This window comes from Paenisporosarcina sp. P4_B8, assembly GCF_056402175.1.
The window spans coordinates 179641-201694 of sequence record NZ_JBFUHX010000003.1; the positions used below are offsets into that span (position 1 = coordinate 179641).

26 protein-coding genes are annotated in these 22054 nt (G+C 40.0%); 20 read left to right on the plus strand and 6 right to left on the minus strand.

Annotated features, from left to right (window positions below):
• Nucleotides 1–15: 15 nt before the first annotated feature.
• The 8 genes from tatA (at nt 16) to AC1DSK_RS04715 (ending at nt 7258) form a co-directional block, all read left to right on the plus strand.
• Nucleotides 16–216: a twin-arginine translocase TatA/TatE family subunit gene (tatA, locus tag AC1DSK_RS04680; RefSeq protein WP_016429671.1), complete on the plus strand. Its 201-nt coding sequence runs from the start codon at nt 16–18 to the stop codon at nt 214–216.
• A gap of 11 nt (nt 217–227) precedes the next feature.
• A complete protein-coding gene (tatC, locus tag AC1DSK_RS04685; RefSeq protein ID WP_477546826.1) occupies nt 228–1058 on the plus strand; it encodes a twin-arginine translocase subunit TatC in 831 nt (276 codons plus the stop codon).
• Between the two features lie 386 nt (nt 1059–1444).
• A complete protein-coding gene (locus AC1DSK_RS04690) occupies nt 1445–2305 on the plus strand; it encodes a GNAT family N-acetyltransferase (protein ID WP_477546827.1) in 861 nt (286 codons plus the stop codon).
• Nucleotides 2302–2706 carry an HIT family protein gene (locus tag AC1DSK_RS04695; protein ID WP_477546828.1) on the plus strand — a complete coding sequence of 135 codons (405 nt, stop codon included), beginning with the start codon at nt 2302–2304 and terminating at the stop codon, nt 2704–2706. Before AC1DSK_RS04690 ends, AC1DSK_RS04695 begins: the two co-directional genes overlap by 4 nt.
• 228 nt (nt 2707–2934) lie before the next feature.
• Nucleotides 2935–4581 (plus strand): ribosomal protection-like ABC-F family protein, encoded by a 1647-nt coding sequence (gene abc-f / locus AC1DSK_RS04700; protein WP_477598088.1) that lies wholly within the window; start codon nt 2935–2937, stop codon nt 4579–4581.
• A gap of 139 nt (nt 4582–4720) precedes the next feature.
• Nucleotides 4721–5698, plus strand: a complete 978-nt coding sequence (locus AC1DSK_RS04705; protein ID WP_477546830.1) for an ABC transporter ATP-binding protein — start codon at nt 4721–4723, stop codon at nt 5696–5698.
• Entirely contained in the window at nt 5691–6332 is a 642-nt protein-coding gene (locus tag AC1DSK_RS04710; RefSeq protein WP_477546831.1) for an ABC transporter permease, read from the plus strand. Before AC1DSK_RS04705 ends, AC1DSK_RS04710 begins: the two co-directional genes overlap by 8 nt.
• An 11-nt stretch (nt 6333–6343) precedes the next feature.
• Nucleotides 6344–7258, plus strand: a complete 915-nt coding sequence (locus tag AC1DSK_RS04715; RefSeq protein ID WP_477546832.1) for an ABC transporter substrate-binding protein — start codon at nt 6344–6346, stop codon at nt 7256–7258.
• Between the two features lie 54 nt (nt 7259–7312).
• Here the strand turns inward: AC1DSK_RS04715 and AC1DSK_RS04720 are convergent, their stop codons facing one another.
• Both AC1DSK_RS04720 and AC1DSK_RS04725 read right to left on the minus strand, forming a co-directional pair.
• Complete coding sequence (locus tag AC1DSK_RS04720) at nt 7313–8128, minus strand: SGNH/GDSL hydrolase family protein (protein ID WP_477546833.1); 816 nt, start codon at nt 8126–8128, stop codon at nt 7313–7315.
• Between the two features lie 87 nt (nt 8129–8215).
• On the minus strand, nt 8216–8521 hold the full coding sequence (locus AC1DSK_RS04725) for a nucleotide pyrophosphohydrolase (RefSeq protein WP_477546834.1): 306 nt from the start codon (nt 8519–8521) through the stop codon (nt 8216–8218).
• 286 nt (nt 8522–8807) lie between these two features.
• Here AC1DSK_RS04725 and AC1DSK_RS04730 point away from each other — a divergent pair, with 286 nt between their 5' ends.
• The 6 genes from AC1DSK_RS04730 to arsC all read left to right on the plus strand — a co-directional run bounded on the left by AC1DSK_RS04730 (nt 8808) and on the right by arsC (nt 13493).
• Nucleotides 8808–9398, plus strand: coding sequence for a DNA-3-methyladenine glycosylase (locus AC1DSK_RS04730; RefSeq protein WP_477546835.1), 591 nt, complete (start codon nt 8808–8810; stop codon nt 9396–9398).
• 64 nt (nt 9399–9462) lie between these two features.
• On the plus strand, nt 9463–9981 hold the full coding sequence (locus AC1DSK_RS04735; RefSeq protein WP_477546836.1) for a type 1 glutamine amidotransferase domain-containing protein: 519 nt from the start codon (nt 9463–9465) through the stop codon (nt 9979–9981).
• Between the two features lie 177 nt (nt 9982–10158).
• The gene (locus AC1DSK_RS04740) at nt 10159–11292 is read left to right on the plus strand and encodes a M20 peptidase aminoacylase family protein (RefSeq protein ID WP_477546837.1); all 1134 of its coding nucleotides are present in this window, start codon (nt 10159–10161) and stop codon (nt 11290–11292) included.
• Between the two features lie 124 nt (nt 11293–11416).
• Complete coding sequence (locus AC1DSK_RS04745; RefSeq protein WP_477546838.1) at nt 11417–11749, plus strand: ArsR/SmtB family transcription factor; 333 nt, start codon at nt 11417–11419, stop codon at nt 11747–11749.
• A gap of 14 nt (nt 11750–11763) precedes the next feature.
• Entirely contained in the window at nt 11764–13059 is a 1296-nt protein-coding gene (locus AC1DSK_RS04750; RefSeq protein WP_477546839.1) for an arsenic transporter, read from the plus strand.
• A 14-nt stretch (nt 13060–13073) separates the two neighbouring features.
• Nucleotides 13074–13493 carry an arsenate reductase (thioredoxin) gene (arsC, locus tag AC1DSK_RS04755; protein ID WP_477546840.1) on the plus strand — a complete coding sequence of 140 codons (420 nt, stop codon included), beginning with the start codon at nt 13074–13076 and terminating at the stop codon, nt 13491–13493.
• Between the two features lie 39 nt (nt 13494–13532).
• Here the strand turns inward: arsC and AC1DSK_RS04760 are convergent, their stop codons facing one another.
• Nucleotides 13533–14333: an N-acetyltransferase family protein gene (locus AC1DSK_RS04760; RefSeq protein WP_477546841.1), complete on the minus strand. Its 801-nt coding sequence runs from the start codon at nt 14331–14333 to the stop codon at nt 13533–13535.
• Nucleotides 14334–14544: 211 nt separating this feature from the next.
• Here AC1DSK_RS04760 and AC1DSK_RS04765 point away from each other — a divergent pair, with 211 nt between their 5' ends.
• Together AC1DSK_RS04765 and AC1DSK_RS04770 are read left to right on the plus strand one after the other, a co-directional pair.
• A complete protein-coding gene (locus tag AC1DSK_RS04765) occupies nt 14545–15336 on the plus strand; it encodes a GNAT family N-acetyltransferase (RefSeq protein WP_477546842.1) in 792 nt (263 codons plus the stop codon).
• 78 nt (nt 15337–15414) lie between these two features.
• The gene (locus AC1DSK_RS04770) at nt 15415–16215 is read left to right on the plus strand and encodes an alpha/beta fold hydrolase (RefSeq protein ID WP_477546905.1); all 801 of its coding nucleotides are present in this window, start codon (nt 15415–15417) and stop codon (nt 16213–16215) included.
• A 155-nt stretch (nt 16216–16370) separates the two neighbouring features.
• On the opposite strand, the gene hmpA is transcribed toward AC1DSK_RS04770, so the two are convergent.
• Nucleotides 16371–17555 (minus strand): NO-inducible flavohemoprotein, encoded by a 1185-nt coding sequence (hmpA, locus tag AC1DSK_RS04775; protein WP_477546843.1) that lies wholly within the window; start codon nt 17553–17555, stop codon nt 16371–16373.
• 156 nt (nt 17556–17711) lie between these two features.
• Between hmpA and AC1DSK_RS04780 the strand changes: the two genes are divergently transcribed.
• Together AC1DSK_RS04780 and AC1DSK_RS04785 are read left to right on the plus strand one after the other, a co-directional pair.
• On the plus strand, nt 17712–18149 hold the full coding sequence (locus AC1DSK_RS04780) for an RrF2 family transcriptional regulator (protein WP_016429691.1): 438 nt from the start codon (nt 17712–17714) through the stop codon (nt 18147–18149).
• A gap of 47 nt (nt 18150–18196) precedes the next feature.
• Nucleotides 18197–19126 carry a manganese-dependent inorganic pyrophosphatase gene (locus AC1DSK_RS04785; RefSeq protein WP_477546844.1) on the plus strand — a complete coding sequence of 310 codons (930 nt, stop codon included), beginning with the start codon at nt 18197–18199 and terminating at the stop codon, nt 19124–19126.
• Nucleotides 19127–19253: 127 nt separating this feature from the next.
• Here AC1DSK_RS04785 and AC1DSK_RS04790 read toward each other — a convergent pair whose 3' ends face one another.
• Nucleotides 19254–20042, minus strand: a complete 789-nt coding sequence (locus AC1DSK_RS04790; RefSeq protein ID WP_477546845.1) for an AAA family ATPase — start codon at nt 20040–20042, stop codon at nt 19254–19256.
• A gap of 127 nt (nt 20043–20169) precedes the next feature.
• Between AC1DSK_RS04790 and AC1DSK_RS04795 the strand changes: the two genes are divergently transcribed.
• Nucleotides 20170–20877 (plus strand): DsbA family oxidoreductase, encoded by a 708-nt coding sequence (locus AC1DSK_RS04795; protein ID WP_477546846.1) that lies wholly within the window; start codon nt 20170–20172, stop codon nt 20875–20877.
• Between the two features lie 119 nt (nt 20878–20996).
• The gene (locus tag AC1DSK_RS04800) at nt 20997–21632 is read left to right on the plus strand and encodes an FMN-dependent NADH-azoreductase (RefSeq protein WP_477546847.1); all 636 of its coding nucleotides are present in this window, start codon (nt 20997–20999) and stop codon (nt 21630–21632) included.
• A gap of 43 nt (nt 21633–21675) precedes the next feature.
• On the opposite strand, the gene AC1DSK_RS04805 is transcribed toward AC1DSK_RS04800, so the two are convergent.
• On the minus strand, nt 21676–22050 hold the full coding sequence (locus tag AC1DSK_RS04805; protein WP_477530946.1) for a DUF2500 domain-containing protein: 375 nt from the start codon (nt 22048–22050) through the stop codon (nt 21676–21678).
• Nucleotides 22051–22054 lie beyond the last annotated feature (4 nt).

Below are 22054 nucleotides of genomic sequence, written 5' to 3' on the forward strand. Positions count from 1 at the left end.
AAAGGAGGAATACAAATGGGTGGATTAGGAGCAATAGGAGTACCGGGATTAATCATTATTCTTGTCATTGTACTCATCGTATTCGGACCAAAAAAATTACCAGAAATCGGATCGGCAGTAGGTAAGACATTCTCGGAATTTAAAAAGTCGACAAGAGGTCTAATGGATGACGACGAGCCAGTGAAAAAAGATGAAAAGAAATCTGAAATCGTATAGAAGGTGTAGATATGGACCCATACGAACATCACGACAAGAAAATACTAAGTCCATTGGACAAGAAATTGGTGGAAGAAGTAGGCGCAACAACTGAAATGGTTGATGAAGATGCGATTGAAAGCGACGAAGGCACCCTAGTGGATCATCTAACGGATTTACGGAAACAAATCATTAAAAGTGTGGTCGTGTTTCTTTTTTTCTTCATTGTTGTATTATCATCCATAAACCTATGGTTTCCATTAGTGACTAGAGGCAATGAACTGATTGTGCTTGGGCCACTTGAAGTGGTGAAATTCTATATGTCGATTTCCAGTGCACTGTCTCTCGGTTTTTCACTACCCTTTATCTTTCATTTTCTCGGGCAATTCGTTAAACCGGGATTGAATCATACAGAGAGTCGATTTATTGGTATTTACTCTCCACTTATGCTCGTCCTGTTTGTGGTTGGTATTTCATTTGGATATTTTGTTGTGAATCCCTTGAGTTATCAATTCTTGATTAATATTGGCGAAGTGAATTTTGAAGTGATGGTTTCAGCAAGTGAATATATTCACTTTTTATTAATGACGACGGTCCCGCTAGGCCTGCTTTTCGAATTGCCTATCATCGCAATGTTTTTGTCAGCCATAGGCGTTTTGACATCAGTAAATATGAGAAAGGTTCGAAAATGGTCTTATGTGATACTGGCGATTATTTCGACAACAGTGACACCACCAGACTTTATTAGTGATTTCATGGTGCTGATTCCGATGATATTGTTGTATGAAATCAGTATTTTGTTAGTCGCAAAACTTGAACGCAAACAAATTTCAGCCAAAGAATTATCCATCTCCCAAGACTAGGGGGATGGATTTTTTTTGTTTATCGTACATTTACGCTAGCGGCATGTTTTGCATGAGCAAAAAAGTATGAAAACCACATACTTGTGGGTCTCACGCTTGGGCCCACATGAAGTGGCGTTTTTAACCTTCGTCTTTGCTTGCCAGGCGCAAATACACTCTTTCATTTGTTCCTATAGCTTCTTTTAAACATTAATAGTTAAGGAATCAGCGCCACTCAAGCGGAATAACGGGATGGCGAGACCCGATTCCCGAATTTTAAAGAAAAGAATGTTCTATTAATCGACTGGCATTCGTTCACAATCATTTTAAAATTTTCTAAAAAGAGTGACATTTCCGGAGAATTTGTGTAATATCTACTATTAAAAACGATAGGGAGATAGAATCGGATGAAATTCAATGTGTTTATTCAACCTCAGGAATTTGAGGATAAAGCTAAACCGTTTCTAAAGCAAAATGAAGATTTATACAGTTTGTTTAACGGTGTGCTGCAGGGAATAAAAGCAGGTCGTTATGAAAATCCATTCATGGCTACGGTCGAAGAGGATGATCAAGTCGTGGCTCTCTTTCAAATGACACCCCCTCATCCACTGAATATTATTGTGGTTGATGAAACAAAAATGGCTGACATTTTGTCATATGCGGCGCAAGAGATTTCTAAAAGAAAAATTCCAGTTCCGTCGGCTGTCGGAGTGAAGCGTGTCGTAAATGCTTTTTCAGAAAAATGGCAGGAGCTGACGAAAAGTAAAGCCCGATTATTGATGGATCAAGGCTTGTACCGTCTGGATAAAGTCGAACAATCACTCGAAAAAAGTTCGGGATCTTGGCGCTATGCGCGAAAAGACGAAGCGCCATTACTGGCAACTTGGTATAAAGTGTTCGAACAGGATACGGGACTTAAAAGTTCCCCACCTGAAGTGATTAATGAGCGCGTCATACAGTTTCTTGAGGATCAGGAAGTATTCTTTTGGGAAGACAACGGGAAAGTCGTATCAATGATGAAAAAAGCACGTCCTTCTGATCGAGGGGTTACCGTATCATTTGTTTTTACTCCTCTCGAGGAAAGAAAAAAAGGCTATGCGCGGACGATGGTCGCTGCTGGAAGTGAAGAGTTGCTCAAAACATATGACTTCTGTGTACTATATACAGATATGTTGAACCCGACGTCCAACAAAATTTATCAGGAAATCGGTTACCGGAAAATTGCGGATTCCATTCACTTAGAATTTTTACCGGAAGATGGGCAATGAACTGTATTTTTTGCCGCATCATAAAAGGTGAGCTGCCAGCGAGAGTGGTAAAGGAAACAGAGGAAGCCATTGCATTTTTGGATATTGACCCCATTCAGAAAGGCCATGTGTTGGTTTTGCCAAAACGTCATGTGCCGGATTTAACAGACATGACAATAGAAGAAAATATGGTGGTTATGTCTCTTTGTCAAAATGTCATGAAATCCATAAGGGAATGTTATCCTGCAGAGAGTGTAACGATTATGCAAAACAATGGAGCGTGTATGGAAGTTCCGCATGTCCATTTTCATATCATACCGAGGTTTTCAGAAGATGGCTTCAAAGTGGTGGAACCTGTTATTGAAATAAGTAATGGTGAAATGGACGAAATTGCGCGTCAATTGAAAAGAAATATGGTATAATTTTGTTACTAAGTATGAAGGGACGATGGGTGACTGATGGATATCTAATCTGATTTCTATGCAAATGAACATTTTTGCAAAACGGAAATTGGATTCGTCTGCCCATTTATCCCATCATCTTAACTCTTTTTGTACATAAAGAGCTTTTTTGTGATGACTATAAATGATCAGTGAATCCTTCCGTACAAAAACGGAGGATTTTTTTATTTCTCCGAAATTGGAGGGATCATGATGACCTTACTAGGAAAATTACAGAACGTATCGATTCAATTTGGAAGTAAAACAATCTTGAAAGATGTGACGATGGACATCAGGCAAGGGGGATGCATTGGAATTGTCGGCGCAAATGGCGAAGGAAAATCAACCTTGCTGTCAGTCCTTGCGAACGAAAAGGAACCAAGTGAAGGGTTTATTCAGTGGTTCGGTGGCATACCGTCGATGCATTATTTTAAACAGCAAGTATCTGAACCACAAGAATTTTCCCCTGCTCAAAAGAGGGAATTGCATAAATGGCAAGTTCCAAAAGGTCGCTCATATGAATTAATGAGCGGTGGTGAACAAATGAAACAGAGGCTAGTGCAAGCTTTTTCAAATCAAGTTCAGTTACTGATTTTAGACGAACCGACAAATCATTTGGATCAGCAGAGCTTACATGAATTAATAGCGCAAGTTAAGCGTTTCAAGGGGACTGTTATGGTCGTTTCACACGACAGGCATTTCCTGGATGAAGTGGCTGATGGGATTTGGGAAGTGGAACATCAAGGTGTCAAAGCGTATGAAGGGAATTATTCGGTTTATTGCACTCTAAAAGAAGAGAGGCGAAAAGCGCAAACTCATCTATTTGAGGTGCAACAGAAAAAAATTGCCCAGATTGATGAACAGATTTCTTCTCTTCAAAATTGGTCTGCAAAAGCTCATTCACAATCGACCAAGCAAGAAGGATTTAAAGAACATTATCGGGTAAAAGCAAAAAGGATGGATACTCAAATCCGTTCGAAACGTAAGAGGCTTGAAGGAGAAAAAGCAAAAGCCGAGCTCAATCGTCCAACAGAAGAGAAAGCAGTGTCATTTTCGATTGAAGCAAACCGTAAGCAAGGAAACCGAGTGATTGAATCCAAGTCCGTCACTAAGACTTTCGGAAGTCACACACTTTGGAAAGATGCTTCATTCACCATTAAGCAAGGTGAAAGAGTTGCACTCGTGGGACCGAATGGATGTGGAAAGTCCACTTGGTTGAAAATGCTGATGGAAGAAGAACCGTATGAGGGTGAACTGTGGAGAACAAAAGCGATGCGTATAGGCTACTTGCAACAGTCCATAGATGATTTACCGGAAGAGAAAACTCCGGAAGAATGGTTTGTCCCTCATGATTTTGACTCCCGGGGAATGATTCAAACTTTGATGATCAATCTGGGATTCGGGAAAGATCATTGGCGATTGCCGATCAAGTCCATGAGTATGGGAGAGAAATTGAAATTAAAATTAATGGCATTCATGCTCGAACAAAAAGATGTATTGCTACTGGACGAACCGACAAATCACTTGGATTTACCTTCGCGTGAACAACTGGAGCAAACTTTGTCTACGTATCCAGGGACCATTATCGTTGTGACGCATGATCGATACTTTCTTGAGAAAATCGCCACAAAACTCCTGGTCTTTGAAGGTGGATGCATGAAAAAAATCGACATGACTTTTAAAGAATGGCAAAATCGCCAAGTTGAAACGGCACAACAGCAACAACTGTTGAAGCTCGAAACAGAAAGACAGGCAATCCTAGGCGAAATCAGTTTTATATCCAAACAGGATTCGAAATATGAGGTACTTGACCAACGTTTCAATGAATTAACTGCTCAAATAAATGCTTTAAAGTAGTAAGCTGCATCCACTCGATTACACTAATCGAGTGGATGTGTTTTTTTATGAATAAGTCTAAGAAAATATGCATATTTCATATGATTAACGGGTAATAGAAAAAGGATATACATACTGAAGCTTAAAAGGGGCAGAGGCTGTGATTCGATTTAATAAAGTAACGAAAAGGTTTGCGGATGGGACGGAAGCATTAAAAGATGTTTCATTGACCATTCCGACAGGCATGTTAACGGTGATTATCGGTCCCAGTGGATGCGGTAAAACCACATTGATGAAGATGATTAACCGACTGGAAGTACCTACCACAGGCGATATATTAATTGATGACCAATCTATTAAAAATCAAGATGAAGTGGGACTTAGAAGATCTATAGGTTACGTCATTCAGCGTATCGGCTTATTTCCCCACATGACTATCGCTAAAAACGCTGCATTGGTACCTACATTAAAAGGGTGGACTGCAGAAAAGACACAGGCCCGTGTCAACGAACTGATGGACATTGTTGGACTCGATCCGGAAACGTATTTGAACCGATTTCCACTTGAATTGAGTGGAGGTCAGCAACAACGTGTAGGCGTAGTACGTGCACTGGCTGGGGACCCGAACATTGTCTTAATGGACGAACCATTCAGCGCTCTCGATCCAATCAGTCGTGAACAACTTCAAGATGAATTGCGAAATCTTCAACAAGAAATTCAGAAAACCATTGTTTTTGTCACGCATGATATGGATGAAGCGTTGAAAATAGCTGACCATATTATTGTATTGCGAGATGGAAAATTGGAACAAGAGGGATCTCCAGAAGAGCTTATCCATCAACCTGCCAATGAATTTGTACGGAATTTTATCGGTGAAGAACGCATTAATCGTAAACGGTCATTTGGCAAATGGAAGATTGGGGAGTTGTCACCGTTTTACACTCAATCCAATATGAGAGAACAAATTGTTTCTATTAACTCTTCAGATGACGTGGAACAAGCAATTACCTTATTGGAAAAGCCCCATACAGATGTATTGGCGGTTTATACGAATGAAGAATTTGTCGGCTATCTTGACCAATCTTCGTTGTTGAAGGCAGTACTCGCAAAGGAAGAAGGTGCTTCTTCTTATGACTGATTTTTTGGATACGCTCCAAAGTCGCTCTGATCTTATTCAACAAGCGTTCCTCGAACATATCTATTTATCTTTCGTGGCACTGGCTATAGGCATTGCGATTGCCTTGCCGCTTGGAATGATGATTGCACGCTATCGAAAATACGCAGAACCTGTAATAGGCATAACTGCAATATTTCAAACGATACCGAGTTTAGCATTATTCGGTTTCTTGGTACCTCTCATCGGAATAGGCTCAAAAACAGCACTCATTGCACTTATTATTTATGCTTTGCTACCAATCCTCCGCAACACCTATACAGGGTTGACTAGTGTTGACTCATCGATTATTGAAGCGGGACGCGGAATGGGAATGACACGGACCCAGATATTAAAACAAATTGAGTTTCCGCTTGCTTTGCCATTTATAATGGCAGGTATTCGAACAGCTACCGTCTTGACAGTTGGGATTGCAACACTCGCCACGTTTGTGGGTGCCGGTGGTTTAGGGGATGTCATCTATCGAGGGTTGCAATCGTATAATAACTCGCTCGTTCTTGCCGGTGCACTTCCGGTAGCATTACTGGCTATCAGTTTCGATTTATTATTGAAATGGGTTGAAAAGAAAGCGACACCAAAAGGGATGAAAACACATTAGGAGGAAATGACATGAAGAAAAGGTTAGCGGGTATAGTACTTTTAACATCGTTAGCGTTAGTTGGCTGTGGCTCATCAAACGATGCTGGTGGCGACGTAAGTGAACCGATTGTAATCAGCGGGAAACAATTTACCGAGCAGTTTATTTTACCCCAAATACTCGGCCAGTACGTGGAATCCAAAACAGATTACAAAGTGGAGTATAAAGAAGGGTTAGGCGAAGTGGCGATATTGACACCTGCGCTTGAAAAAGGTGATATCGATGTCTATGTAGAATATACGGGAACAGGGTTGCAATCGGTTTTGGAGGAAAAGTTGGAACAAGATGAAAGCTCCGAAAGTATTCTGGAACGTGTTCGTAAGGGATATGAAGAAAAGTTCGGTGTCACATGGTTGGAACCATTGGGCTTTGAAAATACGTACACTTTAGCTTACAGCAAAGATAAACCTTATAATGCTGAGACCTATTCTGACTTGGTTGAAGCGTCGAAGTCAGAAGACATCGTGTTCGGTGCACCTCATGCTTTTTATGAGCGACCTGGGGATGGTTATGATGCATTGCTGAAAGTGTATCCGTTCGAATTCTCTGGTGAGGAAAGTCTGGATCCAAACGTAATGTACGAAGCGGTTAAACAAGGAGATGTTGATGTCATTACGGCCTTTACGACAGATGGCCGAATTGAACGATTCGATTTAGCCATCACAACAGACGATAAAGGTTTCTTCCCTAAATATGATGCAGCCCCACTTGTTCGTGAGGAAACACTCAAAACGTACCCTGAACTTGAAGATGTGTTAAACGAATTAGCAGGAATGATTTCTTTGGAAGATATGCAAAAGATGAATGCACGTGTCGATATTGATGGTGAAAAAGCAGAGGATGTAGCACATGACTTCTTGATTGATAAAGGTCTAATCAAGAAATAACTAATAGATGTAAAACAAAAAGCGCAACTCCTCAAGAGCTGTGCTTTTTGATCTTTACATAGTGTTTGGAATAGTTTCTTGTTTTTGTTGAACGAAAGGCCATAATACTTCGGCCCATACTTTATATCCGCGATCGTTCGGATGAATGCCATCCTTTAACGTAGATGGAAGGGTTATGTTTTTTGAAGACATATGGTAGAGCATAGCACCATGTGTATCAAAATAACGCCATCCCTGTTTTTTGATATAGGCAGCCGTTTCATCAACATAATCTGTAAACTTCAGGCCAAACTGATTAAGTGTTGGTCCAAATTTATTTTCGGTGCATGGATTTGGCGAAAGAAAAACGATGCGAGTTTCCGGTAATGCTTCAGCGTACAATTTGTATAGAGAATCCAATGATTTAAACGTATCATCCAAAGACACATTTTTATTGTGGTTATTAATTACAGATGTCTCAATAAATAAAACATCCGGTTGCTCTTTCAATATGGGAGCAGTCACATGATCTTCGAGTAACCTTACCGAAGTATAGCCTGAGTAACCATGATTTGAGATGATGAGGTCTTTCAGAGAATGGTTCGTATTTCGAAGATTTGCTTCGATACGTCCACGCCATGTTTTCGATTGATGGGAAGATCCAGATCCGCGTGTGACACTACTGCCAGTAACGGCCATTTTTGCTTGTCCTGAAATCATAGAACGGAAAACTAGATAATCGGCCAATGATTGGTTCGGATTGTATTTTGGATCGTACGTTTTAATGAGTGTTGGATTTGCGCTTACTTGATCTTGCTTTGTATCCGTTCTTGTATAAAAGAAGAGGAGTGAGCCCGCTGCAATCCAAATTAACCACTTCCAGTTGTTCATGCAGTCAACTCCTTATTAGCTTGTTTAAATAATATAATATTCAGTTAACTGTAATTCAATAGGAAAATAGATGTATGCAAGGGCGATTTATACTGATTTAGACGGTATTGGGTACTTTATGGCATTTTTCTTCATTTTTTCACGGGCCGCTAACATTAAATCTTCACCGATTACATCGGAGAACTGAAGCAAGTAAATGAACACGTCAGCCATTTCATCCACGATGGCTTGTTTGTCGTGAGCAATAGCTTCTTCGCCTGAACGCCATTGAAAGCATTCTAAAAGTTCACTTGCTTCCAATGAAATAGAAATGGCCAGACTACGTGCATCATGATTGCCTTCCCATCCACGATCGTCTCTAAATTGATTGATTTCATTTATTATCTCTTTCATTCTTATCATCCCCGTTTCAATAAAATTCAATGTATGCGCTTATTATAATAAGGCTATGTTTGTTGATAATGGATAGAAAATACGTGATTGCAGTTGAGCCTAGCAAGAATATGGTCAAAGGTGCTTGACCATATTCTTTGCTCCTACGATTATCGTCGAAGTGATGCTCCATATCACTAAATAGTAAGTGATGCTATCTTACTTACTGTAGTGGAAAGCGTCAGCCTGTTTCTGCATCGCTATAGCTTAACATAGTTAGTCTATAACAATAGAAAGGGGAATGTACATGAATTTCCAACCTATATCAGCCGACTTTTTTCAGCAAGCAACTATTAATCTTGCGAAAAATCTAATCGGACAATACATCGTCCATCAACATCCATCGGGTTTGGTCGTGGCCAAAATAATAGAAACGGAAGCATATATGGGACCTGAAGATCGTGCGGCTCATAGCTTCGGAAATCGTAGAACGAAAAGAACGGAAGTCATGTTTGGGGAAGCTGGCCTTGTTTATACCTATCAAATGCACACACATACATTGATGAATATCGTGAGCGGACCTGTCGGTAAACCCCAGGCTGTGTTATTACGCGCCGGTGAACCTATTGAAGGTCTCGACTTAATGCAACAATTTAGGGGGACAACCCCGATGAAAAATTGGACAAATGGGCCAGGTAAGCTTGCAAAAGCACTGGGAGTGGGCATGGGTTACTATGGCCACCATTGGTCAGAAGAACCTCTTTTCATTGCACCTGGACCGGGTAGTGAAGAAGTGGAAGTGGGTCCGCGTGTTGGCATTCAGAATTCTGGTGAAGCAGTTCACTATCCATATCGTTTTTCAGAAAAAGGACATCCAATGGTTTCAAAATACCGATAAGATGTTTAACGGTATATTTCAGTGGAATAATTAGTAGGAACAAACTTTAAGGAGTGAGTTGGAAATGGCGAAAATTGCAACTTTAATCACGAAAATGTTTGAAGACATTGAGTATATGGATCCCACGAGAGCTTTTAACGAAGCAGGTCATGAGGTATTTACAATTGAAAAAAAAGCAGGGAAAGAAGTGAAAGGCAAACAAGGGGAAGCGATGGTGAAGATCGATCACGGAGTCGATGATGTTAAACCAGAAGACTTTGATGCACTCTTTATCCCTGGTGGATTTTCACCTGATCTATTACGGGAGGACGAACGGTTTGTAGTATTTTCAAAAGCGTTCATGGATGCAAAAAAACCAGTATTTGCAATCTGCCACGGACCACAGTTACTAATTACAGCAAAAACTTTGGAAGGTCGAGATGCCACAGGCTATAAATCGATTGCTCAAGATATGTTGTACGCGGGAGCAAAATATGTGGATAAAGAAGTTGTGGTTTGCCAAAATCAATTGGTCACAAGCCGACAACCAGATGATATTCCTGCTTTTAACCGAGAGTCCTTGAAGTTACTAGAACAAATATAATCGGAAAATGTCTCGCATTAGCGAGCCATTTTTTTATATTATACTAGTAAGGAAGTAAATCTCTTGTTAAAGAGCTTATCATTTACTGGGGTGAACAGGTTTCATCTGAAAAAAATTACTAGTTCATTCCAAATAGGATACGGTATTTAGAAACGACATGTTCATGAGGTGAAAGGTATGAAGGAAAGTAATGAGTCACACAGGGCAAGAATAAATGAAGTGTTTGACTATTTGCATGCACATCCCGAAGTAAGTTGGAAAGAAGTTGGAACAACTGCTTACTTGAAAAAATTAATCGAACAAGAAGGGTTTACCGTTCAAACATTCGATGAATGCACGGGTCTTGTCGTTGAAGTAGGAGAAGGGGAAACGTGTATAGGGATTCGAGCAGACATGGATGCCCTTTGGCAAGAAGTGAATAGCGTATTCAAAGCAAATCACTCATGCGGTCATGACGCACATATGACAATGGGTGTTGGAACCTTGCTTGCGATGAAAGAAATAGGATTTCCCGAGGGTATTCGTCTTAAGTGGATTTTTCAGCCGGCTGAGGAAAAAGGGCAAGGTGCATTGAAACTATTAAGTCTTGGCGTTTTGGACAATGTTGATTATTTATATGGAGTTCATCTTCGGCCCATTCAGGAAATACCGAACGGGACTGCATCAGCTGCCATCTGTCATGGTGCTGCAGGTTTAATAAGAGGCACTATTCAGGGGGAGGATGCCCATGCGGCAAGACCTCATCTTGGAAAAAATGCCATTGAAGTCGGTGCTGCTATTATTCAGGGTTTGCAAGCAATAAGAATGGATCCACTAATCCCATGTTCCGTAAAAATGACCAAACTACAAGCCGGAAGTGAGACAGGTAATATCATTCCGGGAAAAGCATCCTTTACACTTGATTTGCGGGCTCAAACAAATGATGCCATGCGTACACTTCGAACAAAGGTATGCGAAGTGATTCAAAGTGTGGAATCAATATATCATGTAAAAATCCAATATATTGTCCATGAAGGATTGGTAGCGGCAATCGTGAATGAAGATGCCTATCATTTGATGGCAGAGGCAATCAGCGAAGTAATCGGTGCCGATAATTTACAACCTCGAATTGAAACTCCTGGTGGTGAAGACTTTCATTTTTATTCCTTATATAAACCAAATATAAAAGCTACGATGTTAGGTCTCGGCTGTGATTTGTCCCCAGGACTCCATCACCCGAACATGACATTCAATCACAACTGCTTACATACCGGAATCGCAATACTCACCCAAACCATTTTGAATACAATTAAATCGATTTCTGCAAAATAAGATTGCCTTGGCAATCTTATTTTTTTGTATGGATCTAATAACCGTCGGTATTTATAATTCAGTATTGCATACATAAGTGAATGCTTATATAATCGTATTATTATTAATGGATTAGGAGACGCTTATGGACTATATAGCACTAGAACAGTATTTAAAAGGCATTGGTGACCAAAATCGGTTAAGAATCTTAACGTATCTCATGCATGAGTCATTATGTGTCTGTGAGTTAACGGAACTTCTTGAAATGACGCAACCGGCAATCAGTCAGCATATGCGAAAGCTAAAGGCTGCAGGTATTGTGAGTGAAGAAAAGCGTGGTCGTTGGACAATTTGGTCATTAAACGTTCGTCATCCACAATATCCGGTATTAATACATTTGCTCAGTTTACTACCTACGCCTGCACGTACGGTAGAAGATTTAATTATAGAAGGCAAAAAAGTCATGTGTGAGGCATAAGTGGAGGAACTAAAATGGTTTTATGGTTAGCAAGTATAGTTTTTATCGTGACATTAATTTTTGTCATCTGGCAACCGAAAGGGTTATCGATTGGTTGGTCGGCGATGGCTGGAGCGGCAATCGCACTTCTTGTAGGTGTAGTTAATTTTCAGGACGTCATTGATGTAACAGGATTCGTCTGGAATGCAACACTGACGTTTATAGCGTTGATTATTATTTCATTGATTTTGGATGAAATCGGTTTCTTCGAATGGTCGGCACTTCATATGGCCAGCTTTGCAAATGGAAGTGGCATTCGCATGTTTTTGCTCGTGACTCTACTTGGGGCTACAGTCGCCGCTTTATTTGCGAATGATGGTGCAGCTTTAATCTTGACGCCGATAGTGTTAGCAATGGTACGTGCACTTGATTTCAAAGAGAAAATGATTTTACCATTCATCATGGCTTCTGGATTTATTGCGGATACCACATCCTTGCCATTTGTGATCAGTAACTTGGTGAACATCGTTTCAGCTGATTTCTTTGGCATTGGCTTTATCGAATATGCGTCACGGATGTTAGTACCAAACTTATTCAGTGTAGCGGCAAGCATGCTCGTCCTGTATTTGTTCTTTGGTAAATCAATTCCAAAACACTTTGACGAAAAAATGTTAAAAGAACCAAAGGAAGCATTGAAAGATATCCGGATGTTCCATATTTCATGGTACGTACTGAGTGTATTACTAGTTGGATATTTCTTGAGTGAATCATTGAATATTCCCGTTTCCTTCATTGCCACTGCAGTAGCATTGATTTTCTTATTCCTTGCCCGCAAAAGCAAAGCCGTTCACACACGGAATGTCATCAAAGGGGCTCCGTGGGCTATCGTTTTCTTCTCTATTGGTATGTATGTTGTTGTATATGGTCTTCGCAATGTAGGCTTAACATCAGTGTTGACTGATTTAATCGAATGGACAACCAGTCATGGCCTATATGCAGCAACGATTGGGATGGGCTTCATAGCGGCAATTCTATCATCAATCATGAACAATATGCCGACGGTCATGATTGATGCAATTGCCATTGCCGATACGAATACATCCGGCGTGATGAGGGAAGCGTTGATGTATGCAAATGTCATCGGGTCTGATTTAGGGCCGAAAATGACGCCAATCGGTTCTCTGGCAACGTTATTATGGTTGCATGTTTTAAGTCAAAAAGGCGTAAAAATCTCTTGGAGCTATTATTTTAAAGTAGGGGTGTTATTAACCGTTCCTACACTATTCATTACTTTAACAGGACTGTATATATGGTTGACGATAATTCACTAAAAAGGATGAGACTGATGGAAAAGAAAATTTTTTACTTTTTATGTACAGGCAATTCATGTCGTTCACAGATGGCAGAAGCTTTTGGTCATATGTACTTAGGTGACGAGTTTGAAGTTTATTCTGCTGGTATCGAAGCTCACGGTCTTAATCCAAATGCGATTAAAGCAATGGATGAAATCGGGATCGATATTCGCAACCAAACATCAGATGTTATCGACCCAAGACTTTTGAACAAAGCAGATTTCGTGGTTACTCTATGTGGTGACGCTAATGACAAATGTCCCATGACTCCACCTCATGTGACTCGTTGGCACTGGGGCTTTGACGATCCTGCCCGAGCTAAAGGAACTGAAGATGAGAAATGGGCGGTATTCCAACGCGTGCGTGACGAAATTGGAGCACGTATCAAACAATTCTCTAACACAGGAAAATAAACCAAAAGAGACATCGTGGGATCCTCCACGATGTCTCTTTTAAAAATTTTTACCCATATAAAACTCGTTTACGTAACTTCCATCAATGAGTAATGAGTTAGGGCGGTTGCCTTCAATTCTATAACCCATTTTTTTATATAGTCCCAAGGCACGTTCGTTTTTCTCCACGACTGTCAGTTCCAAGCGGGTTATCCCAACTTCATGTGCCCAAGTCTCTGCTTTTTTCATTAATGATGTCCCCACATTTTGTCCATAATACGCTTGTCGTACACCGATTACGAGCGAAGCGCGATGATGCGCCCGGGGGGCAGGACCGGCAATCAATGCAACGAAACCAGCGAATTCGCCATTAAGAATGCAAACAAACATCCCGGAGTTTGCGGATTTTTTCCACTCACCGATACGTTTGCGAATGGACTGGACGGTCATTTTTCGTTCATCTTTTCCAAATAACATAAAATCCGATTCTGCATCAATATCTTGATACAGACGAATGATTGCACGTGCATCGTCCAAGTCTACGGGACGTATAATTATAATATTTTCGGGTTTATTTGAAGAAGAAGGATCATAATCGAATGCTTCGGTTACTTTAACAAAAGTTACGGCTCTACCTAAGTCAATGCGTTTTACTGTATAATCTGAGTCAATCCACGCCAAGAAATGAGATGCAGGAGGTTTCGTCTTTTTCCACCAGCTACTATTTAAATAAGCTGCGTTTGGCAATTGTTGACCGACAATATTTTCGATTGATGTATATGTAAGGGTGACTTCATTTTGATTAGCTTCTTCAAAAAAAGTTGCTAGTGGAATATACTTCTTCTCCAGTTTCTTTACCATTATTGACCTCTTTTCTGTATCAAAAGCAATGTGTTTAGATTAGTATAATAATATCACTTTTATCTAATGTAATCACTACTAAATTCATACTATATTCATAATATATCACTAAAAAAAGAAATTATCGCCTATAAAATGTAAAAAAATATTGAAATTTATAATATTCCTGTTTTGTAACAGTATCTAAAGTCCTAAGGAGTGAATGATATAAATGATTAGAAAATTGATTGAAGCCGATCGTCAAATAACGATGGATTTCGTAGGGCAAAAACCTGCAGAGAATGTTTTTATTATTGGGGATATTGAAGGGCATGGATTCCATTCAAACATCCAGACGCTTTGGGGTGACTTTAATGAAAAAGGGGATCTAAGGGGCGTTTTATTAAAATACGATCAAAACTTTATTGTGTATGCACCAGCTGCTTTCGATGCAGAAGGATTTGCCAATATTATTAATAAAGATTTATCCTTCAGCTATTTATCGGGAATTGAAGAAATGGTGAATCAATTAGCGCCTTACATAAAAATTCCACCTAAAAAACCTCGCGTTCTCTATTATGCAAAATGTGAGACGGTAGAACACCTGCCTGCAATTCCTGCTGACATCAACTTGGAAAAAGCTCAAGCGGATGATGCCCGTGCAATCATCGCGCAAATGAAAGCAATTCCAGAGTTTTCAGAAGGCAATTCCAGCGTTGAGAATAAACGAGAATCACTGAAAAAAGGTCTGGCCCGTGCATACTTAATCAAAAATAATGGAGTCATTGTAAGTTCAGCTTCAAGTACAGCTGAAAATAGTCAGTCTGCCATGATCGTAGGGGTAGGGACATTGCCTGACTATCAGAAGAAAGGGCTCGCAACTTACTGTATGTCCAAGCTTTGTAGAGAGCTGCTAGAAGAAAATAAAATGTTGTGTCTGTTTTATGACAACCCTGCTGCAGGTGCAATCTATAAGCGAATTGGCTTCGTTGATATCGGAAAATGGTGCATGTGGACATATTAAAATACACGAATCTGTTGAATGGGAGAAGTGTACGATGGTTTAATAGAGGAAAGAGATTGCTAGAGGAGTTTGAATGCAGTGCTTCACTATAAAACATACATCGTTTCTCCTGATGCACCGTGGGTGTCATTTGTTCACGGCGCAGGAGGAAGTTCTTCCATATGGTATAAACAAATTCGGGAATTCAGAAAAGAACACAACATCTTATTAATTGATCTTAGGGGTCATGGTAAATCAGCTCGCGGCCGTTGGAAAAAAGGCGATTCATTTGCCCATATTGCCGAAGAAGTGATAGATGTTCTTGATGAATTGAATATTGAACAAACACACGTGATTGGCATGTCACTTGGGACAATCGTTGCCCAAACAATGGCTGAACGTTTCCCTGAGAGAATCTCATCGCTGATTTTAGGAGGGGCCGTTATCCGCCTGGATATCCGAACTAAGCTTTTACTTTGGACCGGGCGTGTGACGAAGCGCTTCATCCCATATATGCTGTTGTATAAATTGTTTGCCTGGATTATCATGCCAAAGAAAAGACATGAAGAATCCCGACTAGTTTTCGTTAACCAAGCAAAAAAGATGTGTCAAAAAGAATTTATCAAATGGTTTTCGTTAACCAAGCTAATCAATCCCTATTTAACAAGGCTTCAAATGAAAACGAATGCCATTCCGACTCTATTTTTAATGGGGGAAGAAGATTACTTGTTTATACCGCCGGTTGAAGAATTGGTGAGACGGAATGAGGAATTTAAACTAGTTAAGATTAAAGATTCTGGTCATGTCTGCAATATCGATCAACCGGAAAGATTCAATGAATTGTCGATTGATTTCATTTCTGCTATACAAAAAAACAAAGCTATCACCGCAGTTGGGTGATAGCTTTTTTGCTTTGTTAAACGGTAAATTAGCGTACATTTGCTCTTGCCGCACGTTCCGCATTAGCCAACAAGTATGAAAACCACATACTTGTGGGTCGTCCGCGAAAAGGGCACATTAAAATCAACCGTAAAAGTTAAACATAGCCTTTTGTTTTATGCGTGAGCTGGTTCCAGAGTAACTGCCGGCCCGAAAAATTCGAAGTGTACATTTTCTTCAGAGAAGCCTAACTCATAAAGGCTATTCACGACTGCTTTCATGAATGGTACTGGACCGCAAACGTAAATATCACTATTTGCAAGTACATTTTCCGCTAAGAACTCTTTTGTGATGAGTTGATTATTATCGGAATACTGTGTGGCATAAGTCGTATCTTCCATAACGGATAGTAATGTATGAACTTCCTTGTCAAATGCATGTAATGACATATTTCTCGCTCCATGTAGGAAAGAAACAGGACGACTTGGTGAGTTTTTTGAAATCGTCTGCAACATACTCATCATTGGCGTAATGCCTACTCCACCACTGATTAAAGTGACAGGTTGTGAACTATCGACGTTTAAATAGAAATCTCCCGCCGGTGCACTTACTTCAATTTGATCTCCGATTTCAACAGTGTTGTGCAGGTAACAAGATACTTTACCATTTGGATTCATTTCACTTTCCTTTTTCACGGAAATACGGAATGTTTCATTCCCTGGTGCTTGTGACAGACTGTATTGACGATTAAACATATATGCTTCACCCGGAATGGATAAACGCACCGTAATGTATTGACCAGGTTGGTACGTAGTGACAGCTGAACCGTCTGTCGGTTTTAAATAGAAGGAAGTAATAATATCGCTTTCTTTTACTTTATCTACGATGACAAAATCTTTGAACTCATTCCAACCATTGGATTGTGTAGCCGCTTCTACATACATTTCATTTTCGACTTGAATGAATACATCTGCAATAACGCCGTAAGCTTCTCCCCAAGCATTAATGATGTCGTCAGTCGCTGCATCACCCAACACTTCTTTAATTGCGCCTAATAAATGTGCTCCTACAATCGGATAGTGTTCCGCTTTTACACCTAGTGAACGGTGTTTATGTGCAATTTGTTTGACTGCCGGAAGAAGGACGGCTAAATTGTCGATATGTTGTGCCGCTGCATAAACAGTATTGGCAAGAGCCGTTTGTTGGCGTCCTTGTTTTTGATTGGCATGATTAAATATGTTCAGCAATTCTGGATGTGCAGAGAATAAATTTTTGTAAAAAACAGTGGTAATATTCTGGCCGTGCTCAGCTAGAACTGGGACAGTTGATTTTACGATAGCGATTGTTTGAGAAGATAACATGTTTGTTTCCTACCCTTCATCATTTGATACTTTCACCATACGCCTGCCTGTTTCTTAAAGCAATATATAAAATACATCTTTAGTATTTCAGACACATTTCTTTCACGGAAAAGACATAATAGCTATAATGATGTAGGAAGAAAGAGCGGTGAAATAATGCGAATGACAATGTATACCGATTTTTCCCTCCGCGTCTTGATGTATGTGGGGGCGAAAGGAAAATCGGAACTATCGACCATACAGGAAATTTCAACTGCCTATGGAATATCAAAAAATCATTTAATGAAAGTCACATATGAGTTAGGAAAACACGGATATATAGAAACAATCCGGGGGCGGGGAGGCGGAATACGTCTGGCTCTCCATCCTGAATCCATAAATATTGGAAAAGTCGTAAGAAAAACAGAAGACGATTTTTATTTAGTAGAATGTTTCAACTGTGCCACAAACCAATGTATCATCACCCCCGTCTGCAAATTGAGAAGAGTATTGCGTGAAGCAATGGTGGCGTACCTAGCTGTTTTGGATGGCTACACCTTGCAAGATTTACTCGTCAATAAAGAAGAGATTGGAGCCATTTTGTTTACGAAATAGGTATGATAAAATAAAAAACGTGAAGTTTGAATTATTGGAGGATACACATGGAAAAGGTATATGTACTAGGACATAAAAACCCAGATACAGATTCAATTTGCTCGGCGATCGTTTACGCTCATTTGAAGCGTGAATTAGGCATGGACGCAGTAGCGGTCCGTCTTGGCGATGTACAAAATGAAACTGCATTTGCTTTGGACAAGTTTGGTTTTGAAGCACCGCTTTTAATTGAGAAAGCATCACCAGATGTAAAACAAGTAATTTTAGTCGATCATAACGAAAAACAACAAAGTGTAGATGATATTGATGATGTTCAAGTAATCGAAGTTATTGATCATCACCGTATTGCGAACTTTGAAACAGCAGACCCATTGTATTTCCGTGCAGAGCCGGTTGGATGTACAGCTACGATTTTAAATAAACTGTTTAAAGAAAATGGTGTAGAAATTCCACCAAACATTGCGGGCATGATGCTATCGGCAATCATTTCAGATTCATTGCTATTTAAATCACCAACTTGTACCGTTCAAGATATTGCGGCAGCAAAAGAACTTGAAGTACTTGCAGGAGTAAATGCAGAAGAGTACGGTTTGGCGATGTTGAAGGCGGGAGCAGATTTAAGCGACAAGACACTTGAAGATTTACTGACACTCGATGCAAAAGAATTCGGTATGGGTAAATACAAAGTAGAAATCGCACAAGTAAATGCAGTTGATGTCAATGATGTAATGAGCCGCCAAGCAGAATTGGAAGATTTAATTTACCGTAAAATTGCTGAAAAAGAACTTAACTTGTTCTTCTTCGTTGTCACAGATATTTTAAACAACGATTCAGTTGCCTTGGCTTTAGGCGCCCAAGCTGAAAAAGCAGAAAAAGCTTTCGGCGTTCCGTTCATCAATAACGTTGCTTTATTAAAAGGTGTTGTATCACGTAAAAAACAAGTTGTTCCTGTATTAACAGAAGCATTAAGTGAATAAGAAAAGTATAAAAGCCGATTCCTTAAGGGAATCGGCTTTTAAATTGCGAGAAAGATAAATGGTTGCTCAGTCTTACTTTTGGGCAAGAACGTCAGAAGACTATCCTTGCGTTGACTCTCTAGTCAAACTAAAGTTCCAGAAGATGACGTAAATATCGATTCGGTTCTTTCAGGAAATCTGCTGTCAAACGTACATGCTCCACTTCATTAAAAGTTGTGGGTGTCAGTTCATTTTCGTTAATTTCGAGTAGTGTGGCCCCTGGATACGCCATGACAATTGGAGAATGTGTGGAAATAAGGAACTGGGCACCATCTTTCACCATGTCATGTAACAAGGCTAGGAATGTAAGTTGTTTATTTGGCGATAAAGGTGCTTCAGGCTCATCCAAAATATAAAAGCCATTAGGTTTGAATCTTGCTTGGAACAAATCAAGAAAACTTTCTCCGTGCGACCTTTTATCCAGACCCTGACCATATAAGTGGCGAAGCTCAGAATATGTACGTGCGTAGGGCAATACTTCAAGGCTATGAGGATTCCGTTTTTTAATTTCTTGGATGGCAATTCGCGCTTCTTCCCGCATATTGGCGAGCTCTCTTGTATAGGTAATGAAATCGGATGCCCTGAAGAAAAAACCATTGCGGGTTCGTACGGACCAAATCAATTTGAGCTCATCAGCCAGTTCATAAGCGTGTGAAAACGACTTATCTTGCTCCATATATTCACCGCTAATCAGGATGCTATCACTTGCTGCAGCAATACCTTCAAGCAACGTTGTTTTCCCGGAGCCGTTATCACCTGCAAGTATGGTAACGGGATGGGTGAACTTGAGTGATTCAAATGCCTCGATAAGAGGAAGATTAAATGGGTATTGATCTTGTACCGTACGACGTTTTCGAACAATTTCCCGTAAAATCATGGTCAAAAACACTCCTTTAAGAAACACTTTAGCACATTAACAAAAAGAACCGCACCATAAGTTCGGGCCGAGCAGAAAAATTGCACTGCCTATTCGAACGCACTACAATAACCATGAGGTGAATGGAATGAAAATTGAAGTATGGTCGGACTATGTATGTCCATTCTGTTATATAGGAAAACGTCGGATGGAAGAAGCAATCGCTACTACCGGGTTGGCTCACAATATCGATGTTCAATTCAAAGCGTATGAACTGGATCCAAATTCGCCAGCGATTTCGGACAAGTCGACATATGAAATGCTTGCCGAGAAGTATCAGACGACTCCTGAAGCGGCGAAACGAATGACAGCTTCGGTTAGTCAACAAGCACAAACAGTAGGCTTGACATATGATTTTGATCGTATTAGTCCAGCCAATACGTTCGATGCTCATCGGTTGGCGAAATGGGCGGAAGCACAAGGTAAACCGGCTGAAGTAAGCGAACGTTTGCTTAAAGCATACTTCATTGAAGCACAAGAAATCGGCCGACATGAAGTACTGTTAAATTTAGCAGAGGAAATCGGCTTGGATCGTAAGCAAGCTGCTGAAATATTATCCTCGAATGCATACGAGGCTGAAGTGAATCAAGATATCCAGGAAGGTATGTCCATTGGTGTGCAAGGCGTGCCGTTTTTCGTCATCAATCGAAAATATGCAATTTCTGGAGCGCAACCTGCTGAAGCATTTGCCGATGCTTTAAGAAAAGTAGCAGAAGAAGAAGGTATTTCTACCAAGCTTCAACAATTGGGACAAGACAATGTGGGCATTTGCAAAGACGACAATTGTGAAATCTGAAAAATGGAGAGCAAAGTTTTTGACTTCTCTAATGCTCTCCTTTAATATTGCATCATATCTCGAATTGAAGATAAATAATTTTAAGATATATAACTTTCTAATAAAAGGAGATCTTCCATATGAATGTTTTAGTAGTAAAAGCAAATAACCGTCCTTCTACAGAAGGCGTTTCAAGTAAAATGCACGATGTATTTTTAAATGAAGTGACTAATGCAAAAGAATTGAACATCAACACATTTGATGTATTTAAGGAAGATATGCCTTATTTCGGTCAGGATTTCTTTGATGCGATGGCAAAATCAGCTCAAGCTGAACCGTTGAACGATCTTGAACAACGTATCTTGACTGCAGCAAATAAAGCAATGGATGCTTTTTTGGATGCGGATGTTGTGGTATTCGCATTCCCACTATGGAATAAAACGATTCCAGCTCCATTACAAACGTTCATTGATTACATTTACCGTGCGGGTGTAACATTCAGCTTTAGTGAAAATGGACCAGTTGGTTTAGTACCAGATAAAAAAGTCATTATTTTAAATGCACGTGGTGGTGTTTACTCGACACCAGAAATGGCACCATCTGAAATGAGCGTCAACTATGTGCGCATGATCATGAATTTCTTCGGTATTACTAATATTGAAGAAGTCATTATTGAAGGGCACAATCAATATCCAGACCGTGCAGAACAAATTATTGCAGATGGAATGGCTGAAGTGAAAGCTGTGGCAACTCGTTTGGCGACAGTAACAGTTTAAAATGCAAAAAGGATTGGGCACATTGTGTCCAATCCTTTTCTTTTTACTCTTCTTTTTTCTTTCGCTCAAACCCTTTAAACCGCGATCCTTGAAAAGTGAGCATCCCCAAGTCTTCTTCGGCTAGTAACCCAAACTGGGAGCCATCAACGCCCAGTTCCATACGATCTCCACTTTGTACTTGAAACGTCACGTAATACCACGTGCTTGCAGACGAATCTCCATGACCGCCGGAAGTTTCAGTGCGTTTCGTTACGACTTCAGCCGGTACGGTCAATACCGGTGATTGATTGTTTTTCGACCATTGAGATATTCCTTTGATTATGACAAAAATAAAAGTCCCGATTACTAAAGTGAAAATGAGAATGAAAAATGTAAAGAAAATGCCTGTTCCGAGTCCAGAAAACATAAATGAATCCATAATT